Below are 21951 nucleotides of genomic sequence, written 5' to 3'. Positions count from 1 at the left end.
TGAGTGGCTTTTTACCCACATAAAAGTGTATGGAACAAATATGAATTCGGTATTTAAAAAGGTGTTACTCGTTTCTCTGATGACGCTCTCTTTGCAAGCAACAGCTACGTTAGCAGCAGGAAACCTAACTCAAACAGCCAAAAGTGCTACGCCTCCAACCATTGAAGCGAATGAGGCCAGCTTTAAACATCACTATGTGAAAGTGAACGGGCAGCGCCTTCACTATGTTACCGCTGGGGAAGGTGAGCCAATTTTATTGATCCCCGGTTGGCCACAAACATGGTACACGTGGCGATATGTGATGACGGATCTCGCTGCTAATGGTTATACCGCTATTGCTGTTGATCCATTGGGAACAGGGTATTCTGATAAGCCAGAAAGTGGTTATGATACGGGCGCTGCCGCAACCACATTGCACGAAATGATGAAGCAACTGGGTCATACTCACTATTCGGTGATAGGGCATGATATTGGTATGTGGGTAGGGTATGCGCTGGCCAGTGATTATCCCGCCGACGTGAAAAAGATTGCCTTAACCGAAGCGGTTATTCCGGGATTAGCACCTGCGCCAGCGATTTTTGTTGATCCTGAGGAGAATATTTTCCTCTGGCATTTTATGTTCAACCAAGTACGAGATTTACCAGAAATGCTGACGGCAGGTAAAGAGCGTGAGTATCTTAACTTTATTTTTGATAATTGGGCTTATCGTCGTGATCGCGTTGCCGCACAGACGTATATTGATGCGTATGCTTCTCCGGGGGGACTGCGAGCTGGTTTTGCCTATTATCGTGCTATTCCACAGACGATTGAGCAAAATAAACAGCGAGCGCAGAAAAAGCTCACCATGCCAGTATTGGCGATTGGGGCGGATCAGGCAACCCGAGATGCGCCGCAATTGACGTTACAGGGGCGAGCAACCCAATTACAAGGGGCGATGCTTGGGGAGTGTGGTCATTTCGTGACGGAGGAGTGTCCTGAACAGTTAATGAGCCACATTTTACCGTTCTTGAAACAATAATATTTGAAACAAAAAGGGAAGCTACAGTGAGCTTCCCTTATTTTATGCCGAATCGTGTGTATTGAGAGAGAACTAATACTTAGCTTTCTTGGTCATTTTATCCAAATAACCCATCACAAACGCCGACAGCACGAAGGTTAAATGAAGGATCACATACCACATCAACTTATCGTTTTCGACGTTTTTGAGGTTCATGAAAATCTTCAATAAGTGGATGGATGAGATGGCGACAATGGAGGCAGCCACTTTATTTTTCAGTGACGTCGCATCCATAGTCCCAATCCAATTCAGCTTTTCATGATGATCAGACAAATTTAATTGAGAGACGAAGTTTTCGTAACCTGAGAACATCACCATCACCAGTAATCCACCCACCAGCGCCATATCAATGAGAGATAGCAGCGTGAGGATCAAGTCAGATTCTGGAATGCTAAAAATGCTTGGCAGAATATGAAATACTTCTTGGAAAAATTTGATGGTTAACGCCAGCAATGTCAGTGATAGTCCCAAATAAATGGGCGCAAGGATCCAACGTGAAGCGTACATCATTCTTTCAAAAAACTTTTCCATGGAAATCCTTCAAATAAGAGAAACCAAAATAGTGAGATGGCGGCTATTTTAGCCGTTAGGTGTGATGGGGATAAAGTTTTTTGTCATCTGAAAGTGAAAAAAATGTCTTTTTGATGATAAAAAAGTTATTAAATCGAGGTTATTGAGATATTTGTTTTACTTTGCAGGAGATGAAGGGGGTTAGTATGTTACTATCTAAATTATGTATAAATAACATAATTTACCATGTTTATATTTCCACTTTTTATACCGACAAATTCACTGCAAGGATGAAAGGAAATTTCCGATGTTGCGATTTCGCCGTAGATTGAAAAAAATAAGTAAAAATAAATGTAAACGCCGTCAGCGACTTCGCAATCGTTCTTACTACATTGATAATAGACTGCTCAGTATGCAAAACATTAACGTGGTTGTATTAACCGGTGCGGGTATTTCTGCAGAGTCAGGGATTCAAACCTTCCGTTCGGCAGATGGTTTATGGGAAGAGCATCGCGTGGAAGATGTGGCAACACCTGAAGGATTTGCTCGTGATCCACAATTAGTTCAGCGCTTTTACAATGAACGTCGTCGCCAGTTGCAACAAGATAATATTCAACCGAATGCAGCGCACTACGCATTAGCAAAATTAGAACAAGCGCTGGGGGATAGATTCCTGCTAGTGACACAGAATATTGATAATTTACATGAGCGTGCGGGTAGCAAGCGCGTGGTGCATATGCACGGTGAATTATTAAAAGTACGTTGTAATTGGTCAAACCAAGTCCTCGAATGGAAAGGGGATTTATCCGTAGAAGAGCGTTGCCATTGCTGCCAGTTCCCACAGCCATTACGCCCGCATATTGTGTGGTTTGGTGAGATGCCGTTTGAAATGGACAGGATCTACCAAGCACTTGGAGATGCCACACTGTTTATTTCCATCGGAACATCGGGGCATGTTTATCCAGCGGCAGGGTTTGTACATGAAGCGCGTTTACAAGGTGCTCATACGGTACAACTGAATTTAGAACCAAGCCAAGTGGAAAGCGAGTTTGAAGAGCGCCATTATGGATTGGCGAGTAAAGTGGTTAGTGAATATGTGGATGACTTACTGGCAAAGTTAAACAGCGAAGAATAAACATAAAAGGGAGCTTTTGCTCCCTTTTATGCACCGAGCAAATTAGATTGATATCACACGTTTTCATCTAACATGGCGGGCATGGTAATTTCTTTTACGCAGGTGGCGCTGCTGGTGCTAAGAATAAAGCGCACGGCATTGACCACATCTTGCAGCGGAATTAACGCACCTTCACTTTTTTGAATCACCTCATTCACTGGCATAGATAACGGATATTCCGTGGCGAGATAACCTAAATTCAAAATAGAAATGCCAATATTATCTTGGCGCAAGGTTTCTCTCAGTGATTGTACAATCCCACGTAAGGCATATTTGGTTGCGCTAAAGGTGACTTCTTTACCATTATGATTATCCAACCCCCACGTAGAGCCAATTAAAATAATTTTACTATTGGTGCCTAAACGCAAGTTGCTAAGAAGTGCTTTCAAGTTCAACAGGCAGGCACCGATATTGGTCTGGATCATGGTGAGTAATTCAATATCGCTGGTGGACTCGAAATCATATTCTTCAGTAAAGGCGAGTTTTTCCCAAATGCCGACATTATAAATTAGGGTATCAATGGGTTTTTCGCCTAGCTGCTTTTTGATAATTGAAGCCGATTGAATATCACTAAGATCAGCGGATATCCAGTGAAATTGCGCACCACCAAAAGGCGGTTCAGTGCGAGAAACACCGTACACAGTATCAGTTTGGTCAGGCACTCCTTCAACTAATGCTTTACCTAACCCTTTACTGACACCATAAATTAAAAATGTTTTTGCCATCGTATTCCCACCTTAAAAATCATTCTATAGCGCATTTCGTTATATAAGATAGCCATTATATAACATGGTACTTAACGCGTTGCGTTATCCAAAAGTGCAGCTCAAAATGAACAATAAATTAAATTAATTAGTTATCTTCCTCACTCTTTAGCTGCAAATCTGATTTGAAACAATAATTGTTTCTGTGATCTTTCCCATAATATCCCCATTGATATTTAGGGGGAGGAAGTATGGACAAACTCTTGGAGCGGTTTTTTGAATACACTGCGTTTGATACACAATCAAAACTGAATGCAAAAACAGTACCTAGTAGCACTGGCCAGCTAAAATTTGCCCGCGCGTTAGCCAAAGAATTAAATATCCTTGGCTTTGAAAAAGTGACGCTGTCGGAACATGGCTGTTTAACGGCTATCATGCCATCCAATGTTGATTGGGATGTGCCTGCGATAGGCTTCATTTCGCATTTGGATACCGCCCCAGATTATTCGGGCAAAAATGTGTGCCCGCAAGTGCTTGAGAATTATCGTGGTGGCGATATTGCTCTGGGCATTGGTGATGAAGTTTTATCCCCCGTTATGTTCCCTGTATTGCACGAAATGATTGGCAAAACGCTGATTATGACCGATGGCAAAACCTTATTAGGGGCGGATGATAAAGCGGGTATCGCAGAAATTATTACCGCGATTGTGCGTTTAGAAGGGCAAAATGTTCCACACGGAAAAATCTGTGTTGCCTTTACGCCAGATGAAGAAATTGGTCGTGGTGCACAACATATCGATTTTAAAGAATTTGATGCTCGCTGGGCTTATACCGTTGATGGTGGTGGTGTCGGTGAACTTGAATTCGAAAACTTTAACGCTGCCAACGTCTCTATTAAAATTGTGGGTAACAATACCCATCCTGGTAGCGCCAAAGGTGTGATGGTCAATGCGTTGGGTTTAGCAACGCGAATCCATTCTATGTTACCGGCGGATGAAACACCTGAAAATACGGAAGGTTACGAAGGCTTTTATCACTTAACGTCCATTAAAGGTAACGTGGAAAAAGCGGAAATGAACTACATTATCCGTGATTTTGATTTAGCCAATTTTGAAGCGAGAAAGAAAAATATTATTCGTATCGCGGAAAAAGTGGGTGAAGGGCTGCACCCAAGCTGCTATATCGAGCTGACATTGGATGATAGCTACTACAATATGCATAAAGAAGTGATGAAATATCCGCATGTTGTTGAATTAGCGAAACAAGCGATGCTGGACTGTGATATTGAGCCTGTTATCAAGCCTATCCGTGGGGGAACGGACGGAGCGCAGCTATCATACCGGGGCTTACCATGTCCGAATATTTTTACTGGTGGCTATAACTTCCATAGTAAACATGAGTTTATTACTCAAGAAGGAATGGAGCAGGCGGTGAGCGTGATTATGAGAATTGCGGAATTAACGGCTATTCATGCAAAACGCAATACTGATAAATAGTTTTGATGCGTGCTTAATATAAAAAACAGCAAATGCCCCGATGTGATGATATTCGGGGTATTTGCTGTTTGTTGGTGGTTAATTATAGGACTAATTAGTCGTCAAAATACCAATATCCGCTATTAATCAATGCTGTCATTAAGGCAATAAAATTGACATCATCTAACGCGTCACCAAGATTTGCATGGTTGACGGAATCGAAACGGCACAGGCTATCAGCGGCTTCATAGCATTTAGTCTCTAAAGACTCACCATTAACAAAGAATTGATCACCCACACGAAGAGCGCGCAACCCATTGAGTTTATATAGGGTTTCTTGCTGGTCTTTCAATAAATTATAAATCTCATCTTGTTCATAAGGCGGCTCTGGCGGTGCCAAATCCAGCTCGTGACGTGATTGAGAAATAAATTCACCTAACCACTTACGGAATAGCTCTGGATCATGAATCAGTGATTCCATCATTTCGCGCAGCTTAATCTGTTCGCCTTGCAAAATTTCAGCCGGATTATCACGGAAAGAAAGGTCAGGGTCGCTGTAGCGATAACTGCCTAAATCATTGGAAATTAAATGGTCAGCAAAGCTGCTCATTAATTCACGAGCATTAGGCGCGCGGAAACCGACAGAGAAATTCAGTGATGGCTCAATGGCATAACCTTCGTGGGGGAATCCAGGTGGGATATACAGGATATCACCGGGTTCCATCTCTTCGTCAATAATGGCGTCAAAAGGCTGCACTTGCAGTAAATCAGGATGTGGGGAGTGTTGCTTCATTGGGATTTTTTCCCCAACACGCCAGTGACGACGACCTTCGCCTTGAATAATGAATACATCGTATTGGTCGAGATGAGGACCTACACCACCACCCGGAACGGAGTAGGAGATCATTAAATCGTCCATACGCCAGTCAGAAAGGACACGGAAAGGTTTCATCAGTTGCGCACTTGGGTAGTGCCAGTGGTCAACGGCTTGAACCAAGATTGACCAGTTTTCTTCACCTAAATGGTCGTAGCTTTCGAATGGACCGTGGGCGACTTGCCAGAGCCCATTTTGATGGCTGACTAAACGGCTATCAACCTCATCTTCCATCGCTAATCCCGCGAGTTCATCAGGCGAGATAGGATCAATAAAACGCGTAAAACCCTGTTTGATAAGCAGAGGTCGTTTCTGCCAATGACTGTCCAGAAAACTCTGCCAGTCAAGATTCAGTTTATAATCCATCTTATTGTTCCCTAGTTATGACAAAACTTCCTAAATAGTATACCGGAAATGGATTGTAAAACAGGGCTTAGAGGGCGTCAGTTCACAGATTAGCCATCTTCATCTACAGATGAGTGAATTATCTTCGTTTATGCCCTAGCTATCTCAATTCAAGACCTAAGCATCTTCAATCACCGCTTGCTGCCTAAAGGTGACGGCGACACGAGCACCGCCAAGTGGGCTATCTGAAATGGTAATTTCGCCATCATATTGGTCGATGATATCCACCGCTATTGATAGCCCCAAACCTTACCCTGGTCTTAGGGTGTCAGCGCGTTGTCCTCGCATAAATATCATGCTGCGCTTACTCTCTGGGACGCCAGGACCATCATCATCCACAAAAATGGTTAGGCTATCGTGATTGACAAGGGCAGTGACTTCCACAAATTCAAGGCAATATTTACAGGCGTTTTCCATAATATTGCCCATCACTTCCATAAAATCATTAGGCTGACCCAGCCATGTGATTTCAGGGGAGATATCGACGGTGATGGAGACACCTTTGTTGAGGTACACTTTATGCAGTGCGCTAGAGAGGCTATCTAAGATAGAAGGTACTGAAGCGATTTCCCGCAGCATCAGGTTTTCATCCCCCTGATTCGAGGCGCGATGCAAATAGTAGCCAACTTGCTGAGAAATGCGTCCTATTTGTTCCAACATGATAGGTTCTGCTTGTTCGATGGTCATTTGCTTACCAGAACGTAGAAGCCGCAATGTGGATTGTAATACGGCCAACGGGGTTTTTAGGCTGTGGGTTAAATCGGACAATGTAGTGCGATATTTGCTATAGCGCTTGCGTTCGTTACTCAGCAAAATATTCAAATTCCGTACCAAGCCTCGCAGTTCTGCGGGCGGGTTTTCATCCAGCGTTTCTCGCTCCCCTTTTTCAAGGCTACTAATTTGCGAAATCAGTGACTTAATGGGGCGCACACTCCAATAGGCTGCAAGCCATAACAGCGGGATCACCAGTATAAAGTTGGCGAGTAACACGTAACCAAACCAGTCCCAGACAACGCCCGTGCTTTGTAAGTCTTGAGGTAACGTATCGACGACGACAATCGTCAGTGCTGGCATGGTTTCAGTTTCTAAATACTGGTTAACTGAAACGGAGTGAGTTAATGGCTCATCGATATTATCTATATCATTGAGTCGATGGCTGTAGTCCGGGTTATTGTTCATCAATTGGCGCGTCTCATCGAAATCGGTATCAATTTCGTATAACCCATTCTTTTTTAACCAATCGAGTTGAATAAGACGCTCGACGCTGGGGACTTCTCGTTGGCGCCAGACAGTTTGCCCATTTTTATCATAAATAATGATCAACGAGGGGTTGTTCAACGTAAAGTTTGGGGGAACGCGAATATCAATTTTATTATCTTGCCACTGAGCAAGGCTGTAAATTAGGTTACTTTGGCTACGTAGTAACGTGTAGGTCGTTCGGTCAAAACTGACCAAATAACCCACAACAGCGACAATCCCATAAGCGAGGGTTAGCGCCAGAATGACGGCTGACGTCGCACAAATAAAACGCGCCTGTAAAGAGATGGGTTTGAACCTAAATTTACGCAGTTTCATATTAGCTGTTCACATCGAAACGGTAGCCTTGACCTCGAACAGTCACAATCACTTCTTGGGCATGGAACTGTTGGATTTTTTTACGTAAACGTCCCATAAGTACATCGATAGTGTGGCTTTCCCGTAACTCTGCATCTGGATAGAGCTGGCGCATGAGGGAGTCTTTACTGACCACTTTTCCATTATTGCGCAGCAAGGTTTCAATAATGGTGTATTCAAATGCAGTGAGTTTGACCGACTCACCATTAACGGTGAATTCTTTACGGGAAAGGTCAATAACAAAGTTTTCAAGTTCAAGCACTTGGGAGGCTAATCCACTGTTACGGCGCATCAATGCTTGCATCCGTGCGACCAGCTCTTCTAGTTGAAAAGGTTTGGTGACATAGTCATCAGCGCCGCTATTGAGAGCTTGAACCTTTTCTTGCCAGCTTTCTCGTGCAGTTAGGACGAGGAGCGGAATGCTGACATGGTTACTGCGCCAGCGTTTGATCATAGAAAGCCCATCTTCATCTGGAAGACCTAAGTCCACGACTGCAATATCGGGATGGCTTTCATTCAGAAAATAATCCGCTTCTTTTGCATCTTCAGCAGAATCTACCTGATGACCTAATTCTTTGAGCTGAACGGTTAAATGGTGACGAAGTAGGGCGTTATCTTCGACGATAAGAATGCGCATCTGAGAACCTCACATAAAGAAAGCATGCAAATGAGAATATTATAATGAGTATGGTAGAAAGAGATGGGATAGGGAACAAGATCTTAACTAAATATAAGTCAAACAGATCGGAAAAATAGTCGAATCTGAGATTTTTTGGAAAACGGGTTAAACAAATAAATAGAAAAAACAGGCGACACGAATGCCGCCTGCTTGAATAACTATTGATTACTTGATTTCATCAATAAAATTAATCGCATAGCCAATGTAGTTGGCTGGCGTCATCGCTTTCAGACGCTCTTTTTCGCTTTCTGGAAGTTCTAAACCATCGATAAACTGTTTCATGCCTTCAGCGGTAACGCGTTTACCACGAGTTAATTCTTTCAGTTTTTCATACGGTTTTTCGATGCCATAACGACGCATTACTGTCTGGATTGGCTCCGCTAACACTTCCCAGTTTTGATCTAATTCATCCAGTAAGTGCTGTTCATTAACTTCTAATTTGTTCAAGCCCTTCATTGTGGATTGGTAAGCAATCAGGGCATAGCCTAAACCGACACCTAAGTTACGCAGAACGGTTGAGTCAGTTAGGTCACGCTGCCAGCGAGAAACTGGCAATTTGCTTGCTAAATGACCTAATACCGCGTTTGCTAAACCTAAGTTACCTTCTGAATTTTCGAAGTCGATAGGGTTAACTTTGTGTGGCATGGTGGATGAGCCAATTTCACCGGCAATGGTTTTTTGCTTAAAGTGGTTTAAAGCAACATAGCCCCAGATATCACGGTCAAAGTCCAACACGATAGTGTTGAAACGCGCCACACAGTCAAACAGTTCTGCGATATAATCGTGTGGTTCGATTTGGGTTGTGAACGGGTTCCATTGAATGCCCAGTGAGGTTACGAATGTTTCACTGAATTCGTGCCAGTTAACCTCAGGATAAGCGGCAATGTGGGCGTTATAGTTACCAACGGCACCATTGATTTTACCTAAAATTTCCACTTGCTCTAACTGGCGGTATTGACGCTCTAAACGGTACGCAACGTTAGCAAATTCTTTACCAATAGTGGATGGTGTTGCTGGTTGCCCGTGAGTACGTGACAGTAAAGGTAAAGTACGGTATTCGTGCGCCATCGCTTTAACTTTATCAATGATTTGACGCCATTGTGGTAGTAAAACCTCTTCACGAGCGGTTTTCAGCATTAAGGCATGGGACAGGTTATTGATGTCTTCCGACGTACAAGCAAAGTGAATAAATTCAGAGACCGCATGCAGAGCAGGGATGTGCGCCACTTTTTCTTTCAGGAAATATTCTACTGCTTTAACATCGTGGTTAGTTGTGCGTTCAATTTCTTTGATACGCATTGCATCTTTTTCGCAGAAGTTCGCGACGATTTCATCTAAGTAAGCGATTGCGTCAGCATCAAATGAAGGAACTTCTTTGATTTGAGCGGTTGCAGCCAGTTTTTGCAGCCAGCGAACTTCAACTTGCACACGAAATTTCAGTAAGCCAAACTCACTAAAAATAGTGCGTAAAGCGCTGACTTTATCACCGTAACGGCCGTCAATCGGGGATACAGCGGTCAGTGAGGATAATTCCATTGGTAGCAACTCCAGATTTATAGGTGAGACAAAATTTGTTTCGCCTGATTAGACAGACGGCTTCGAGAAAACATCAGTTGGAGGCGACTTCCACCAACTTGCTGCCAGAGAACTGCACAGCGAATACCTGCGAGCAATGTGGCTCTAACTTTGGCTTGAACAACGGTATTTTTCAGAATATCAGGGGAGCCGGTCACTTGAATTCGAGGACCTGCTGGGCTGACTACATCCACATAAATTCCGGCGAGTGCGTTAAAAACACCTTCAGACATCGGTTCGAAATAGCTAGCTTGACGCTCAAATTGCTCAATTCGTTGACCGAGTTGGTTCATGGCATTGTCATCTTTACTTAAGTGGCGTTCTAGCGCCATGATGCTAAGCATATAGCGGGTCATCTCTGCAGAGATCCCACTATTACCCCCGGTTAACATGCCAAGCAGGGCAGTTAAACCGGTTTTTAAATTCGCTTCGTCATTACCGAATACATCCAGTGTGGTGGATGGATTCATGTTGGTCAGGCTATTGACCATGGTTTTACCATCTTGCTCATTAAAGGTGCCTTCATGAGCGAGCTTTTGTACCATCAAACTTGCTTGGCAGATACCCGCTAAGGCTAGCGTGATATCGTAATAGTTTTTAGCCACATTTACTCCTGAATACGGGCTTCAATAACGCCGCCACCGAGGCAGACTTCGTCGATATAAAATACCGCAGATTGTCCCGGAGTAACAGCTGCAACCGGATAATCGAAAGTGACTTGGATTTTCTCGGCGCTCAATGGGGTGATTGTACAAGGGATATCCGCTTGACGGTAACGGGTTTTCACCACGCAGCGCAATGGCTCAGTTAATGTTTGTCTATCAACCCAATCTAATTGCTGAGCAATTAAGCCTGTAGACATTAAACGTGGATGCTCATGACCTTGCGCTACAATCAATTGATTTTTTTCAACGTCTTTATCGACTACATACCATGGCTCTTCAGAACCGTCTTTGGTGCCGCCAATGCCTAACCCTTTACGTTGACCTAATGTGTGGTACATCAACCCTTCGTGCTGACCAATGGTTTCACCGTCAACGGTGACGATTGGACCTGGTTGAGCAGGGAGATAACGTCCGAGGAAATCGCGGAATTTACGCTCACCAATAAAGCAGATTCCAGTAGAATCTTTTTTCTTCGCAGTCACTAAGCCAATTTCTTCAGCGATGCGACGTACTTCAGGTTTTTCTAATTCACCCACTGGGAATAAGCTTTTTGCCACTTGTTCATGGCTGAGGGTATACAGGAAGTAGCTTTGGTCTTTATTATTGTCTAAGCCCCGTAATAGCTGGCTTTTGCCATCAACATCACGGCGACGCACATAGTGACCCGTTGCAATATAATCTGCGCCCAGATCTTCGGCAGCAAACTCTAAGAACGCTTTAAATTTGATCTCTTTGTTACACAGAATATCTGGGTTTGGGGTACGACCGGCTTTGTATTCTTCTAAAAAGTGTTCGAATACATTGTCCCAATATTCAGCGGCAAAGTTGATGGTGCGCAGTTCGATACCGAGTTTGTCGCATACCGCTTGTGCATCTGCAAGGTCAGTCGCCGCGGTGCAGTATTCTTCGTTATCGTCTTCTTCCCAGTTCTTCATAAACAGACCGACCACCTGATACCCTTGCTGCTTGAGCAGGTAAGCGGAAACGGATGAATCAACACCACCGGACATACCGACGATGACCTTAATTTGGCTGTTATCTGATTTGGTACTGTTATTTGACATGGGAAATAGTCTCAATGCGGAAAAATCAAGCCCCATACTTTAGCACGTTGCCCCCTTATTGCACCAGCGTTAGGAGAATAATGTTATTCGTAATGCTCTCCGAAGGCGGCCAAAACGCTCAAAGGATAGCGAGTACCTTCTTGGTAGCAGCGGATACTTTGGGCCACTAAAGGGGATCGAAGGCATTGGCTAGTCAGGATGTCTTCCGCGCTAACCCAATGACAAGCGCTGATATCATCATCGTGGGGATGGGTTTCGCAAGGGGCATCCAGTTCAAGGGCGAATAAGACGCGAATAAATTGGGTTTTATCGGGGGCTATCCATTGGTGAATTTTAATTAATGTCTGAGGCTCACCAATAATGCCCGTCTCTTCATAGAGCTCGCGAGCCGCAGCTTGTACTAACGTTTCATCGGCTTCAAGGTGTCCTGCGGGTTGATTCCATGTGGGGTTATTATTTATCCACTCTTCAACCACTAAAAAACGCCCTTTGGCGTGGACAATGGTGGCAACAGTAACATTGGGTTTAAACAACAGTGACCTCCTTCCATTCGCCGGAAGATAAGTTATCGAGCGTAAAATTTCCCATGGCGTAGCGTATTAATCGCAATGTGGGAAAACCAATATTGGCAGTCATTCGACGAACTTGTCGATTTCTTCCTTCATAAAGCGTGATCTTTAACCAAGATGTGGGAATGTTCTTACGCTCACGGATCGGTGGAACTCGTACCCATAACCATTCTGGCTCACTGACTAACTCGATGCCTGCGGGTAGGGTAGGTCCATCATTTAGGGTTAATCCCTGACGAAATTTTGCGAGGGCGCTTTCATCGGGGATACCTTCTACTTGAGCATAGTAGATTTTTCCTGTTTTTTTCTGCGGTTGGGTAAGCTGAGCTTGTAATTTTCCATCATTAGTGAGGACTAACAGACCTTCACTGTCTCTATCCAAACGCCCAGCAGCATAAACATCAGAGATGGGAATATAGTTTTTTAACGTTTCCCGCCCTTGCTCATCCGTAAATTGCGGGAGTACATCAAATGGTTTATTGAAAATAATCACTTTGCGCGGCTGGGTTGGGCGTGCCACGCGAGAAGATGAATTCGTTGCCAATGAACGACGTTGCTTTGAATGTGGTGCAGTTTTCTTAGTATGCTTGCGATTAGGTGCGTTCATAATACTTTTATTGAGAGTCATTCATGTAATGGGCAATAGAATAGCGATATTTTGGCGATAAAGTAAGGCTGTTTGGGTGGGTTATTTAAGGGAGGGATACGAGCAATCAGCAGGTAGCTCTCCCTAATTTATCGGATATTGACTTATGGCTTACTGATTTATTTCATCGATAAAACGAGAGAAAGCGATAAATATTTTCTCTATCAAATGCACACAAAGAATGTATTCTTCATCCGTATAATTAATGGTATCAATTAATTCTGCATCACTGCCCATCGCATGACCAGATTCGTGAGCCAAATGAAGATCACCGCAATATTTAAGTGGCGCAGGAGATAATTTAGCGATTTGATTAATGTACGTAAAGAATACGCGACCCGTTGCTTCCATGCTTTCAATGACAGCTAAGCGAATTTTGGCAGGTTGATTGACGATGGCACTGATTAATTCATAGGTGAGCTTACGGTTAGCTTCCATTTGTGGCGACCATAACCATACTAAGGTATCCGTAAAAAGTTGTGGCTCATTCATACGCAATGTGCGGAGATCATCGATATACCAATACCAATGATCCGAATCTTCTAACGCATGATTATTCACCGCAATTTCTAAATCATCTTGAGGATTTTCAAAGGGAAGAATGTATTTATTAATGTCTCCAAACGTCAAAATAAAGAAAGCTATTTTGGGTAAGAACGCCAGTGACTCCTTGATGGGTAACGATGGGTTAATAGGATTGTGAAAAAAAGGATGCTGTGAAAATGCTTTTTGTTTGAGATTGATTAAGTCTGATAACTTTTCCATATATTCACCTTTCATATTATCTTGAATTAATAATTATATTTTTAATAAATAAAAGTTTATCTTTCTTAATCTATTATGGTGTTTCATTATTTATCTAGATAGAATTCAATCAAATTAGCAATAATCTAAAATTGTTTAAAATCAATGCGGTTTCGGTTTACGTGCATTAAAACCATTAAGTGCGAATAATTTAATTAAATCTATTAAATCATAAAGATAATATGAGAATATATTAATTTCTGTGAGCAGTACGAATGTTTGGATAAGGTATTTTAGATAAGCTATGGAATAAGGTCGTTCAGTATTTAGGTTGTGATTTAGCTTAGTATTTAACTTTTTAGAGTGTTAACATTTTTTTTAATATCATGATTATATTGAATTTGTTTTGATTTTATTGAGTGTTTGGACACGGAGATAATGCGTTAAATGCGATCTGTATACAAGCTTAGCTTAGTAATCATTGGCGTTCGACGCAGATTGCAGTAGTATTGACAGGTCTCTTACAAAAAATTAACAAGCAAAATACGCAAGTGAAGGAGAGGTTAATGGATAGCAAAGTAGTAGTTCCGGCAGAAGGCGCTAAAATTACCATTGATGCAAAAGGCAAATTACACGTTCCGAACAACCCAATTATCCCTTTCATTGAAGGTGACGGTATTGGGGTTGATGTCACTCCAGCAATGTTAAAAGTTGTCGATGCAGCAGTTAAAAAAGCCTATAACGGTGAGCGTAAAATTTCTTGGATGGAAATTTATACTGGCGAAAAATCCACTCAGTTATATGGTAAAGATGTTTGGTTACCTCAAGAAACTCTCGATTTAATCCGCGATTACCGCGTTTCTATTAAAGGCCCATTAACCACACCAGTTGGCGGCGGCATTCGTTCCCTCAACGTTGCACTTCGTCAACAGCTTGATTTATACATCTGCCTACGTCCAGTTCGTTACTACAAAGGCACACCAAGCCCAGTTAAACAACCTGAACTCACTGATATGGTGATCTTCCGTGAAAACTCAGAAGATATCTATGCAGGTATTGAGTGGAAAGCGGGCAGTGCAGAAGCAGATAAAGTGATCAAATTCCTGCAAAACGAAATGGGCGTAACGAAAATTCGTTTCCCACAAGATTGCGGTATTGGTATCAAGCCATGTTCTGAAGAAGGTACAAAACGTTTAGTTCGTGCAGCGATTGAATATGCTATCGATAATAACCGTGATTCAGTGACTTTAGTTCATAAAGGCAACATTATGAAATTCACTGAAGGTGCATTTAAAGATTGGGGTTACCAATTAGCACAAGAAGAATTCGGTGGTGAATTAATCGATGGCGGTCCATGGGTTAAAATCAAGAATCCAAAAACTGGCAAAGATATCATCGTTAAAGACGTTATCGCGGATGCATTCTTACAACAAATCCTGCTGCGTCCAGCAGAGTATGATGTTATCGCGTGTATGAACCTGAACGGTGACTATATTTCTGACGCATTAGCGGCACAAGTTGGTGGTATCGGTATTGCACCGGGCGCAAATATTGGTTCTGAATGCGCGCTGTTCGAAGCGACTCACGGTACGGCACCGAAATATGCAGGCCAAGATAAAGTAAACCCAGGTTCTATCATTCTGTCCGCAGAGATGATGCTGCGCCATATGGGTTGGGTTGAAGCGGCAGACTTAATCGTTAAAGGTATGGAAGGCGCAATCGCGGCTAAGACCGTAACTTACGATTTCGAACGTCAATTAGAAGGCGCTAAATTACTGAAATGTAGCGAATTTGGCGACGCAATCATTAAACACATGTAATTTATTACGTAGTGTGATTAATAACGGGAACTTAATAGTTCCCGTTTTTTATTGTAACATTTGAAACGGTTATCAAAAAGTTATCAAAACGAATTATCAAAACCAATCAAAATAGTGATCGTTAAATAACTACTTTCACCCAATTCTTACCCCGGTCATCATTATATTTATCGGTCATTCTTTGCGATTTATGACCCAGCAAATTTTTAGTGTTTATCCCTTGCTCGCGATAGAGCCTTTCAGACAAAGAACGTTGTTCATGAAATGAAGCTGGCGTTCCTTCACCCCAATCAATATCAGTTTTATTTCGCGCTTTTTTAAAATTTGTTGTTATTGTATTTGCTGTGACTTGCTCACCGCGATTTGCTTGAGAAGTTGTATGGAAATAATGGATAAGATACTGACTGACAACGCGGTCACGACATCTTGAAATAACTTCTCTCAATGACATATTCAATGCATCAGATTTTAGCGCTAATGGAATAGCTAATTTACTCCCAGTCTTTTCTTGTGTGATATGTAAATGGTCATCCCAAATATCACTAAACTTCATTGCTGAAATATCGCCAAGTCGTTGTCCGGTAATTACTGCTAATAGCATCGCATTGCCTAAATACTTATGCTGTTTATCAGCAATATCAAATATTTTTTGCCATTCTTCCAAGTTTAAGCGCTGGCGGGTGATCCGTCGTTTTGGCTGCTTAGTGGCGAGTGCAGGGTTATATCCTGGTGGAACTTCACCAGCATGTTGTGCCTCTTTAAACACATCGATTAATACGGATCGAATAACTTGTGCCATGCGATGTTGGCCATTAGATTTATATTCATCGAGTATTGATGCGATATCTCTCGCATCAACTGCTGGCAAAGGCTTCATTGCGAGAGAGTGGCGCATTAGGTCCACAGGTTTTCTTTTTTGCTTATATGTGTTTTGTTTTATATCACCGTCAGCAAGGCGCTCTTCTTGTATTACCCAGTAGCGATCTAGCCAAGTGTTTACGGTGATCTCTTTACCTTTAATTCTTGCTACTCTATCGCTGATCGCCATGACTTGACGGCTGCGTTGTTCCGCTAATCGGTTATTAGCTTCAATAGCAATTTCACGGGCTTCAGCCTCATTGTCACCGAGTGCATGATATTTGCCAGTTATAGGGTGGCGATAACGCCAATAAACCTTGTTAGCTTTTCTGCTAAATAGTGGATAGAGATTAGGGATGTTGACGTTATTTTTACGTGGACGGGCAGCCATCGTTTAAAATCCTTTGTAATTTTGGGTTATCACTCTTATTGATAACCGGTGATGTCAAATTACCGACTAAGTCGGCATCTTCCCTCACGCGCCAAATACCACCTTCTTTTTGTGCTGGTGGATAGAACAAGCCACTCCTAGCATAGCGTTGTAATGTCCCCAGTCGAGGAGGGCGACTTCTATAACGTTCGCTCGCCCATTCCTCCAAAGTTAGCATTTGCATAATTACCTCCACATTCTGCCGCATACAGATTAAGTATATTTTAGCCACAATATAAATAAGACCACTGACAGTAATTAAGCACATATTTACCCGTATGGACTGATGCCAATGGTCTTATTTATATTTAGAAAAAAGAGGCGGCATGGCACCGCCAAAAATAAAACACCAATAGAGATGATAATGAGAGCCTGAACTAACTTAGCCACATCAGGCGGCTGTGGTATTCTTGGAAGCCCTACACAACCAAGAGAATTTAAAATGTCAAAATACACTAATCTTTTTAATAAAATACAAGAAGCTGTCTACCCTGCATATGGAACAAAATATACGTATGGGGTTCTTCAAGAAAATAACAAAACTCATTTAGCTAAAGCTCATAGTTATCTAATTTTATTACTAGAAATAATAATTCATGAACATAGGGCTAAATATGCAACTGCTTTTGCTTCAATTAAGGGTGTTGAAGCATTAAAACACAAATTGCTTATTGATAAAGTTGCTTCTATTCATGAGCTTTCTGACATTTCGTTAGAATGCATTGTTTTTGCTCTACTGAAAGACCTTCGGCTGGAAAATCTCCCTTTGTCAGCCCAGACTGGCTTAGAAAAAATAAAGCTAACTGAGACAGGTGATGACATTGACTTAGGTCTCGCTTTAAATTGGAATCTGGGTGATGGACAAATGATTCTTTCTCAAGATTAACATCAAGACTTCCAAGCTGAGTCATTAGGCCATCTATACCCCTTGATATTGCCCTAATTGCATATAGTTTGCCTTCGGCCTTATTTAGGCTTGTAGTTAGCCAATCAACTATTTCTCCAGAGGATAAATTAGCGGTATAGATAAAAGGCTCATCACCATAGGGCAGTGCTTGCTGCCCTTCATTTTCCATAGTTGAATTTAAGGCAACTTCACCGCTTGCAATGGCTCTAGTTTCTGGCTTACTAATATTTTTTGTGTCAATGGTAAATTGAGAAATAATTGCTTCACCAAGAAGATCCGCATTGTCACCAGCTAAAACTTCAATAGCTTTATTCAAAAATGATAATGCGCCAATCGTATTGCCATTATTCACGTCATAAAAAGAAACAGGAGCGCCATTAACAACAAGCTCAATTATCTTTTTGTTTTTCCTAGTTAATTTACTCATACCAATTACCCCACAAAATTAAATCAACTAAGCACTAATAGTGACTTTACAGCGTTCGGTTTGCTCGAAAATCTCATCATCGAGCTTTTCAATCTTGCGCTGCAGATCTTCTTTTTCTTGCTCGTACAGAGCCTGTTTAGCCTTAAGCGAATCTAGCGTTTTAAATTCAGCGGCCTTTTGAAGGATCCATGCCTGCGCATCTTCCTGCGACATTGGCACGCTAAAGGTTACGATTGGTTCATTTGAATTGAGTTGCATGAGTTTTTCCCATTCCTTGTGTGAAATAAGAATGCAACTAAAAGTAGATTATGTCAACAACTAAAAGTAGAAAATGACAGCAAAATAAAACCAGCTATTGCTGGCTTATTGAATTATGCGAATTGTTTTAACGACATAGGTAAGCTTCGAATTAATTTTCCATGAAAATATAATTCATGCATTTCATGGTCTTCAATATAGAAGGGTGGGTAAAATTCATTATCAGACATAACAGCTAACTTTCTGCCTTTAACTCTTTGTAATCTCTTTATAAATGTAGACCCTTCAAAGTTAAAAACATAAATACCATCACCTGTAAATTGCTCAATTCTGGTATCTATAAAGAGCAAATCTTTTGGGTTCAGTGTTGGTGACATGCTATCACCATCAGCATTTATAATTACGACATCATCAAGACTATTTCTACCGAAAAGTTCATAAACCCTTTCTTTGGGAATTTCGATAGAGCGGATTATCTCAGGAAATGGGTTATTGATGTAACCACTCCCAGCAGACGCAAATGCTTCGATTTGCCTCACTGTTACCGTGTCACTTTCTTGTTCTTCGCCAAAGCTTCCATATATATCAACGCCATAATCGAGATAAACAGGTGTGGAATGTACCGTATTTGCTACTTGTTCCATTTTGTCATCTCTAGGCTTTGCAGTTCCAAGCGTATAGCGTCGAGCCATTTCATAGGAAACACCGACATTCTCAGATAGCTGTTTAACATCAACACCAGCATCTCTCATGCGCTCAGTAAGTCTCTTAGCGAAATCACTGTATTTTGTTTTTTCTACCATAAGTAGAAGTCTATCTCGCACTCTAAGTATTGTCATTTCTATTTTAAGTTGCTTGTAGCCTCTACTTAAAGTAGTATTTATTCTATTCTTAATCGGAGAAGAAAAATGAATAAAGAAAATATTACAGAGAGAGCAATTAGAGCCGCTGGTGTCCCGTCTTCCGTCTCACGTTTATTCGGTTTTAATTCCCCTCAATCAGTTTTTAATTGGATTAAAAACAACAAAGTTCCTGCGGAGCGTGTAATTCAACTCTGCAAAATGGGAGGGTGGGAAATTTCTCCGCACCAACTTAGACCTGATCTTTACCCAAATGAGCTTGATGGTTTACCAAACAGTACCAAAACCAATTAACTGAGTTAACTACAAACAAAACAACGGAATTGTAGATATGTGCAAACAAACACTAAAAGAAGTCGTGAAAGAAATGTGCAAAGCATTCCCCGGTGGACGTTCAGCGATGGCGGGGGCTTTGGGGGTATCTGAAACCACTTTCAACAATAAGCTGTATGAAAAGAATGGTTGCCGATTCTTTGAGCATGACGAATTAGAGGCAATAGAAGAATTGTCGGGAACTAAGTTGCTGGTGGAGTATCACCTAGATCGCCATGGCATGACAGCGATGGAACCCATTGAAGCTGAAAAACTCGATCAGGTTGAGCTGTTTGATATTCGAATGAAGCTTGGCGCAATGCAGGGCGCGCTTGCCGTTTTAATTCAAGAAAGCATAGCTGATGGCATTTTAACTGGCGATGAAATCACCGCGATAAACAAAAAATCTCAAAAGGTTTTTGCTTATGCAAAGCACTTTATTGATTCACTACCTGTTGTTTATGGGGTTAAAGCGTAATGACCAACTTTAGGAAGGTTGACGCTCAGGATATGCGGTCCCGAGCGTCGGTGCTAATAACAACTTTTGTGGAGCAACTACTAGCATGAACAGTGTATGCCAAATTCAACCAATAAAGCAATTTAGATGCTTACCAGTCTCGAAACAAGGTTCGCTTCAATATGTAGAAATCATAACGTCAGCAGATGAGTCGGGCAACTACCAGAGAAATGAGAAATTGGTAGATATCGCTGAGTTGAGAAGTGACTGGGCTAACTTTTACTTCAATAGCAAAGGCGAGGCACATGACTGATGAAGATCCAAATAATCTCAATCGCATTTATCTCGACAAGCGCGGCATTCCTGTTCGTGTTGTTCGTTATGACCGGGAAAAAATGTGGGTCATTTACATGCGAGAAGGCTATGAGCATGAATGCTTTGCTCCGTTATACAAATTTAAAGATGAATTCAGAAGAGTCGAGTAGGTAGCAACTATGAGCGTAAAACTATCAAGTTATGTTTGGGATGGCTGTGCGCCAGCAGGTTTGAAGATAACCTCGGTTGCTATCATGGCTCGTCTCGCTGACTTCTCAAACGATGAGGGCGTGTGCTGGCCATCGGTACCGACAATTGCTCGTCAAATCGGTGCGGGTGAAAGCACAGTACGTACCGCTATCAAAGATTTAGAAAAAGATGGTTGGTTATCAAGAGAAAAGCGCCGTAAAGGTAACCGTAATGCGAGCAATATTTATCAGCTTAATGTTAATAAATTAGCTTCAGCAGCGAGAGCCGCATTACCTCAACAAGCAGAATCTGATACGTCAAATCCTGACGCGTCAAAATCTGTTGCATCAAAATTCGTCTCGCCAGAATCGAGCAAAAATAATCATTTTGACCCGTCAGAATCTGGGGGCGATCCGTTAGTAACTTCAAAACAAGATCCATCAGTAACTAACTCTTCGTCGCAGAATTCTAGCGAATCCAGCGACAAGCCTAAAATTGATTTTTTAAATCGTTACCCAGAGGCGGTGATTTACAGTCCTAACTTCCAGAAATGGGGAGCTGCGGATGACCTCAAGTGTGCTGAATGGCTGTTTAGCCGCAAGTGTGAAGTTTTCAAAGAGCTTGGGCTGCAAGAACCGAAAGAGCCTAATTTCACAGAGTGGGCTAACGATGTTCGCCTGATGGTTAGCCAAGACGGTCGCACCCACAAAGAGATTTGCCAATTCTACAAACGTGTTAGCCATGATGAGTTCTGGAAGAAAAACGTTCAGTGCCCAAGAACGCTACGTACCCAGTGGGATGATTTAACCCTCCGTTTAGCGGGTGAGCAAAAGGTTTCAATTGACCAAGTTCAGCGTGATGAGGCATTCACTCGCATCATCGGATCACATTCTAAGCCTCGAAATCGCATCGAAGAAATTGCGGCAGAGTTAGCAGGTAAATCAGGTGTGCGTCGAATGAGTGATTTTGTTGGACGCAAGGCATGGGCGGGTATTTGGCAACAGGCAGCAGAGCAAGCAGCGAAAGAGGTGATGGCATGATTTCAGCACAAAAGCGTCGGTATATTGAGTACACAACACATTTCAATGGTAGGGCTTTTTGCCGCGATGATCTTTTCAATGAATTCAACATGAAAAAACGGGCTGGAGCGACAGCTATCATCAAATCTTTATTGAACTATGGATTGATTTATCAAGATCAGGACGGGCTTTATCGTGTATCTGCTAATTGTGAGCAAATGCTAAAAGAGGGGAAATTTCGTTCTCATGATTCCTCTGCGAGTGCAAACGGGATTGCTGCTGAATCTGCTTTATTCGCTTTAGTTCGGAAATTTGATGCACTACTGGCTGGAGTCAGAGGATGA

Annotated in this window: 24 protein-coding genes and 1 pseudogene; 10 read left to right on the top strand and 15 right to left on the bottom strand. The window is 42.1% G+C overall.

The window, feature by feature from the left end; all coding sequences use genetic code 11:
• Nucleotides 1–40: 40 nt before the first annotated feature.
• A complete protein-coding gene (locus GKR61_RS05785; RefSeq protein WP_154599463.1) occupies nucleotides 41–1018 on the top strand; it encodes an alpha/beta fold hydrolase in 978 nt (325 codons plus the stop codon).
• Nucleotides 1019–1090: 72 nt separating this feature from the next.
• On the opposite strand, the gene GKR61_RS05780 is transcribed toward GKR61_RS05785, so the two are convergent.
• Nucleotides 1091–1588, bottom strand: a complete 498-nt coding sequence (locus GKR61_RS05780; protein WP_036953122.1) for a TIGR00645 family protein — start codon at nucleotides 1586–1588, stop codon at nucleotides 1091–1093.
• A gap of 289 nt (nucleotides 1589–1877) precedes the next feature.
• Between GKR61_RS05780 and cobB the strand changes: the two genes are divergently transcribed.
• Nucleotides 1878–2702, top strand: coding sequence for a Sir2 family NAD+-dependent deacetylase (cobB, locus tag GKR61_RS05775; RefSeq protein WP_036953415.1), 825 nt, complete (start codon nucleotides 1878–1880; stop codon nucleotides 2700–2702).
• 53 nt (nucleotides 2703–2755) lie between these two features.
• Here the strand turns inward: cobB and GKR61_RS05770 are convergent, their stop codons facing one another.
• On the bottom strand, nucleotides 2756–3466 hold the full coding sequence (locus GKR61_RS05770) for an SDR family oxidoreductase (protein WP_036953124.1): 711 nt from the start codon (nucleotides 3464–3466) through the stop codon (nucleotides 2756–2758).
• A 230-nt stretch (nucleotides 3467–3696) separates the two neighbouring features.
• On the opposite strand from GKR61_RS05770, the gene pepT reads away from it, so the two are divergent.
• A complete protein-coding gene (gene pepT, locus GKR61_RS05765) occupies nucleotides 3697–4941 on the top strand; it encodes a peptidase T (protein ID WP_036953126.1) in 1245 nt (414 codons plus the stop codon).
• A 94-nt stretch (nucleotides 4942–5035) separates the two neighbouring features.
• Here the strand turns inward: pepT and GKR61_RS05760 are convergent, their stop codons facing one another.
• The 9 genes and pseudogenes from GKR61_RS05760 to GKR61_RS05720 form a co-directional block, all read right to left on the bottom strand.
• Nucleotides 5036–6160 carry a ribosomal protein uL16 3-hydroxylase gene (locus GKR61_RS05760; protein WP_036953128.1) on the bottom strand — a complete coding sequence of 375 codons (1125 nt, stop codon included), beginning with the start codon at nucleotides 6158–6160 and terminating at the stop codon, nucleotides 5036–5038.
• Between the two features lie 156 nt (nucleotides 6161–6316).
• A pseudogene (gene phoQ / locus GKR61_RS05755) lies at nucleotides 6317–7774 on the bottom strand (two-component system sensor histidine kinase PhoQ).
• Between the two features lies 1 nt (nucleotide 7775).
• The gene (phoP, locus tag GKR61_RS05750) at nucleotides 7776–8450 is read right to left on the bottom strand and encodes a two-component system response regulator PhoP (RefSeq protein ID WP_036953130.1); all 675 of its coding nucleotides are present in this window, start codon (nucleotides 8448–8450) and stop codon (nucleotides 7776–7778) included.
• Nucleotides 8451–8657: 207 nt separating this feature from the next.
• Nucleotides 8658–10028, bottom strand: coding sequence for an adenylosuccinate lyase (gene purB, locus GKR61_RS05745; RefSeq protein ID WP_036953131.1), 1371 nt, complete (start codon nucleotides 10026–10028; stop codon nucleotides 8658–8660).
• 17 nt (nucleotides 10029–10045) lie between these two features.
• Nucleotides 10046–10672, bottom strand: a complete 627-nt coding sequence (hflD, locus tag GKR61_RS05740) for a high frequency lysogenization protein HflD (protein WP_336426608.1) — start codon at nucleotides 10670–10672, stop codon at nucleotides 10046–10048.
• Nucleotides 10673–10674: 2 nt separating this feature from the next.
• The gene (gene mnmA, locus GKR61_RS05735; protein WP_036953133.1) at nucleotides 10675–11796 is read right to left on the bottom strand and encodes a tRNA 2-thiouridine(34) synthase MnmA; all 1122 of its coding nucleotides are present in this window, start codon (nucleotides 11794–11796) and stop codon (nucleotides 10675–10677) included.
• Between the two features lie 83 nt (nucleotides 11797–11879).
• Nucleotides 11880–12329, bottom strand: a complete 450-nt coding sequence (locus tag GKR61_RS05730) for an NUDIX domain-containing protein (RefSeq protein ID WP_036953134.1) — start codon at nucleotides 12327–12329, stop codon at nucleotides 11880–11882.
• Nucleotides 12322–12972, bottom strand: a complete 651-nt coding sequence (gene rluE, locus GKR61_RS05725; RefSeq protein WP_108477969.1) for a 23S rRNA pseudouridine(2457) synthase RluE — start codon at nucleotides 12970–12972, stop codon at nucleotides 12322–12324. Before rluE ends, GKR61_RS05730 begins: the two co-directional genes overlap by 8 nt.
• Nucleotides 12973–13122: 150 nt before the next feature.
• Nucleotides 13123–13776, bottom strand: a complete 654-nt coding sequence (locus GKR61_RS05720; RefSeq protein WP_154639633.1) for a hypothetical protein — start codon at nucleotides 13774–13776, stop codon at nucleotides 13123–13125.
• 545 nt (nucleotides 13777–14321) lie between these two features.
• Here GKR61_RS05720 and icd point away from each other — a divergent pair.
• Entirely contained in the window at nucleotides 14322–15575 is a 1254-nt protein-coding gene (gene icd / locus GKR61_RS05715) for an NADP-dependent isocitrate dehydrogenase (RefSeq protein WP_108477970.1), read from the top strand.
• A gap of 121 nt (nucleotides 15576–15696) precedes the next feature.
• On the opposite strand, the gene GKR61_RS05710 is transcribed toward icd, so the two are convergent.
• The gene (locus GKR61_RS05710) at nucleotides 15697–16824 is read right to left on the bottom strand and encodes a site-specific integrase (protein ID WP_154639632.1); all 1128 of its coding nucleotides are present in this window, start codon (nucleotides 16822–16824) and stop codon (nucleotides 15697–15699) included.
• Nucleotides 16805–17047, bottom strand: coding sequence for an excisionase (locus GKR61_RS05705; RefSeq protein ID WP_154609795.1), 243 nt, complete (start codon nucleotides 17045–17047; stop codon nucleotides 16805–16807). The genes GKR61_RS05710 and GKR61_RS05705 overlap by 20 nt, the downstream gene beginning before the upstream one ends.
• Before the next feature lie 258 nt (nucleotides 17048–17305).
• Here GKR61_RS05705 and GKR61_RS18010 point away from each other — a divergent pair, with 258 nt between their 5' ends.
• On the top strand, nucleotides 17306–17749 hold the full coding sequence (locus GKR61_RS18010) for an ECs1072 family phage-associated protein (RefSeq protein ID WP_154639631.1): 444 nt from the start codon (nucleotides 17306–17308) through the stop codon (nucleotides 17747–17749).
• A gap of 475 nt (nucleotides 17750–18224) precedes the next feature.
• Here GKR61_RS18010 and GKR61_RS05695 read toward each other — a convergent pair whose 3' ends face one another.
• Together GKR61_RS05695 and GKR61_RS05690 are read right to left on the bottom strand one after the other, a co-directional pair.
• On the bottom strand, nucleotides 18225–18455 hold the full coding sequence (locus GKR61_RS05695) for a hypothetical protein (RefSeq protein WP_154639630.1): 231 nt from the start codon (nucleotides 18453–18455) through the stop codon (nucleotides 18225–18227).
• Nucleotides 18456–18568: 113 nt separating this feature from the next.
• A complete protein-coding gene (locus GKR61_RS05690; RefSeq protein ID WP_230083125.1) occupies nucleotides 18569–19258 on the bottom strand; it encodes a LexA family transcriptional regulator in 690 nt (229 codons plus the stop codon).
• A 105-nt stretch (nucleotides 19259–19363) separates the two neighbouring features.
• Here GKR61_RS05690 and GKR61_RS05685 point away from each other — a divergent pair, with 105 nt between their 5' ends.
• The 5 genes from GKR61_RS05685 to GKR61_RS17925 all read left to right on the top strand — a co-directional run bounded on the left by GKR61_RS05685 (nucleotide 19364) and on the right by GKR61_RS17925 (nucleotide 21951).
• Entirely contained in the window at nucleotides 19364–19609 is a 246-nt protein-coding gene (locus GKR61_RS05685) for a transcriptional regulator (protein WP_154639628.1), read from the top strand.
• Nucleotides 19610–19646: 37 nt separating this feature from the next.
• Nucleotides 19647–20105 (top strand): YmfL family putative regulatory protein, encoded by a 459-nt coding sequence (locus GKR61_RS05680; protein WP_154639627.1) that lies wholly within the window; start codon nucleotides 19647–19649, stop codon nucleotides 20103–20105.
• A 284-nt stretch (nucleotides 20106–20389) separates the two neighbouring features.
• Nucleotides 20390–20569, top strand: coding sequence for a DUF4222 domain-containing protein (locus tag GKR61_RS05675; protein WP_112860221.1), 180 nt, complete (start codon nucleotides 20390–20392; stop codon nucleotides 20567–20569).
• 9 nt (nucleotides 20570–20578) lie between these two features.
• Nucleotides 20579–21628: a helix-turn-helix domain-containing protein gene (locus GKR61_RS05670; protein ID WP_154639626.1), complete on the top strand. Its 1050-nt coding sequence runs from the start codon at nucleotides 20579–20581 to the stop codon at nucleotides 21626–21628.
• Nucleotides 21625–21951 (top strand): hypothetical protein, encoded by a 327-nt coding sequence (locus GKR61_RS17925; protein WP_154636874.1) that lies wholly within the window; start codon nucleotides 21625–21627, stop codon nucleotides 21949–21951. Before GKR61_RS05670 ends, GKR61_RS17925 begins: the two co-directional genes overlap by 4 nt.

The sequence above is a fragment of the Providencia sp. wls1916 genome, assembly GCF_009706585.1.
Taxonomy (GTDB): Bacteria; Pseudomonadota; Gammaproteobacteria; order Enterobacterales; family Enterobacteriaceae; genus Providencia; species Providencia lanzhouensis.
The sequence above is the reverse complement of the archived record's forward strand: the minus strand, read 5'-3'. Positions and strand labels throughout refer to the sequence as shown.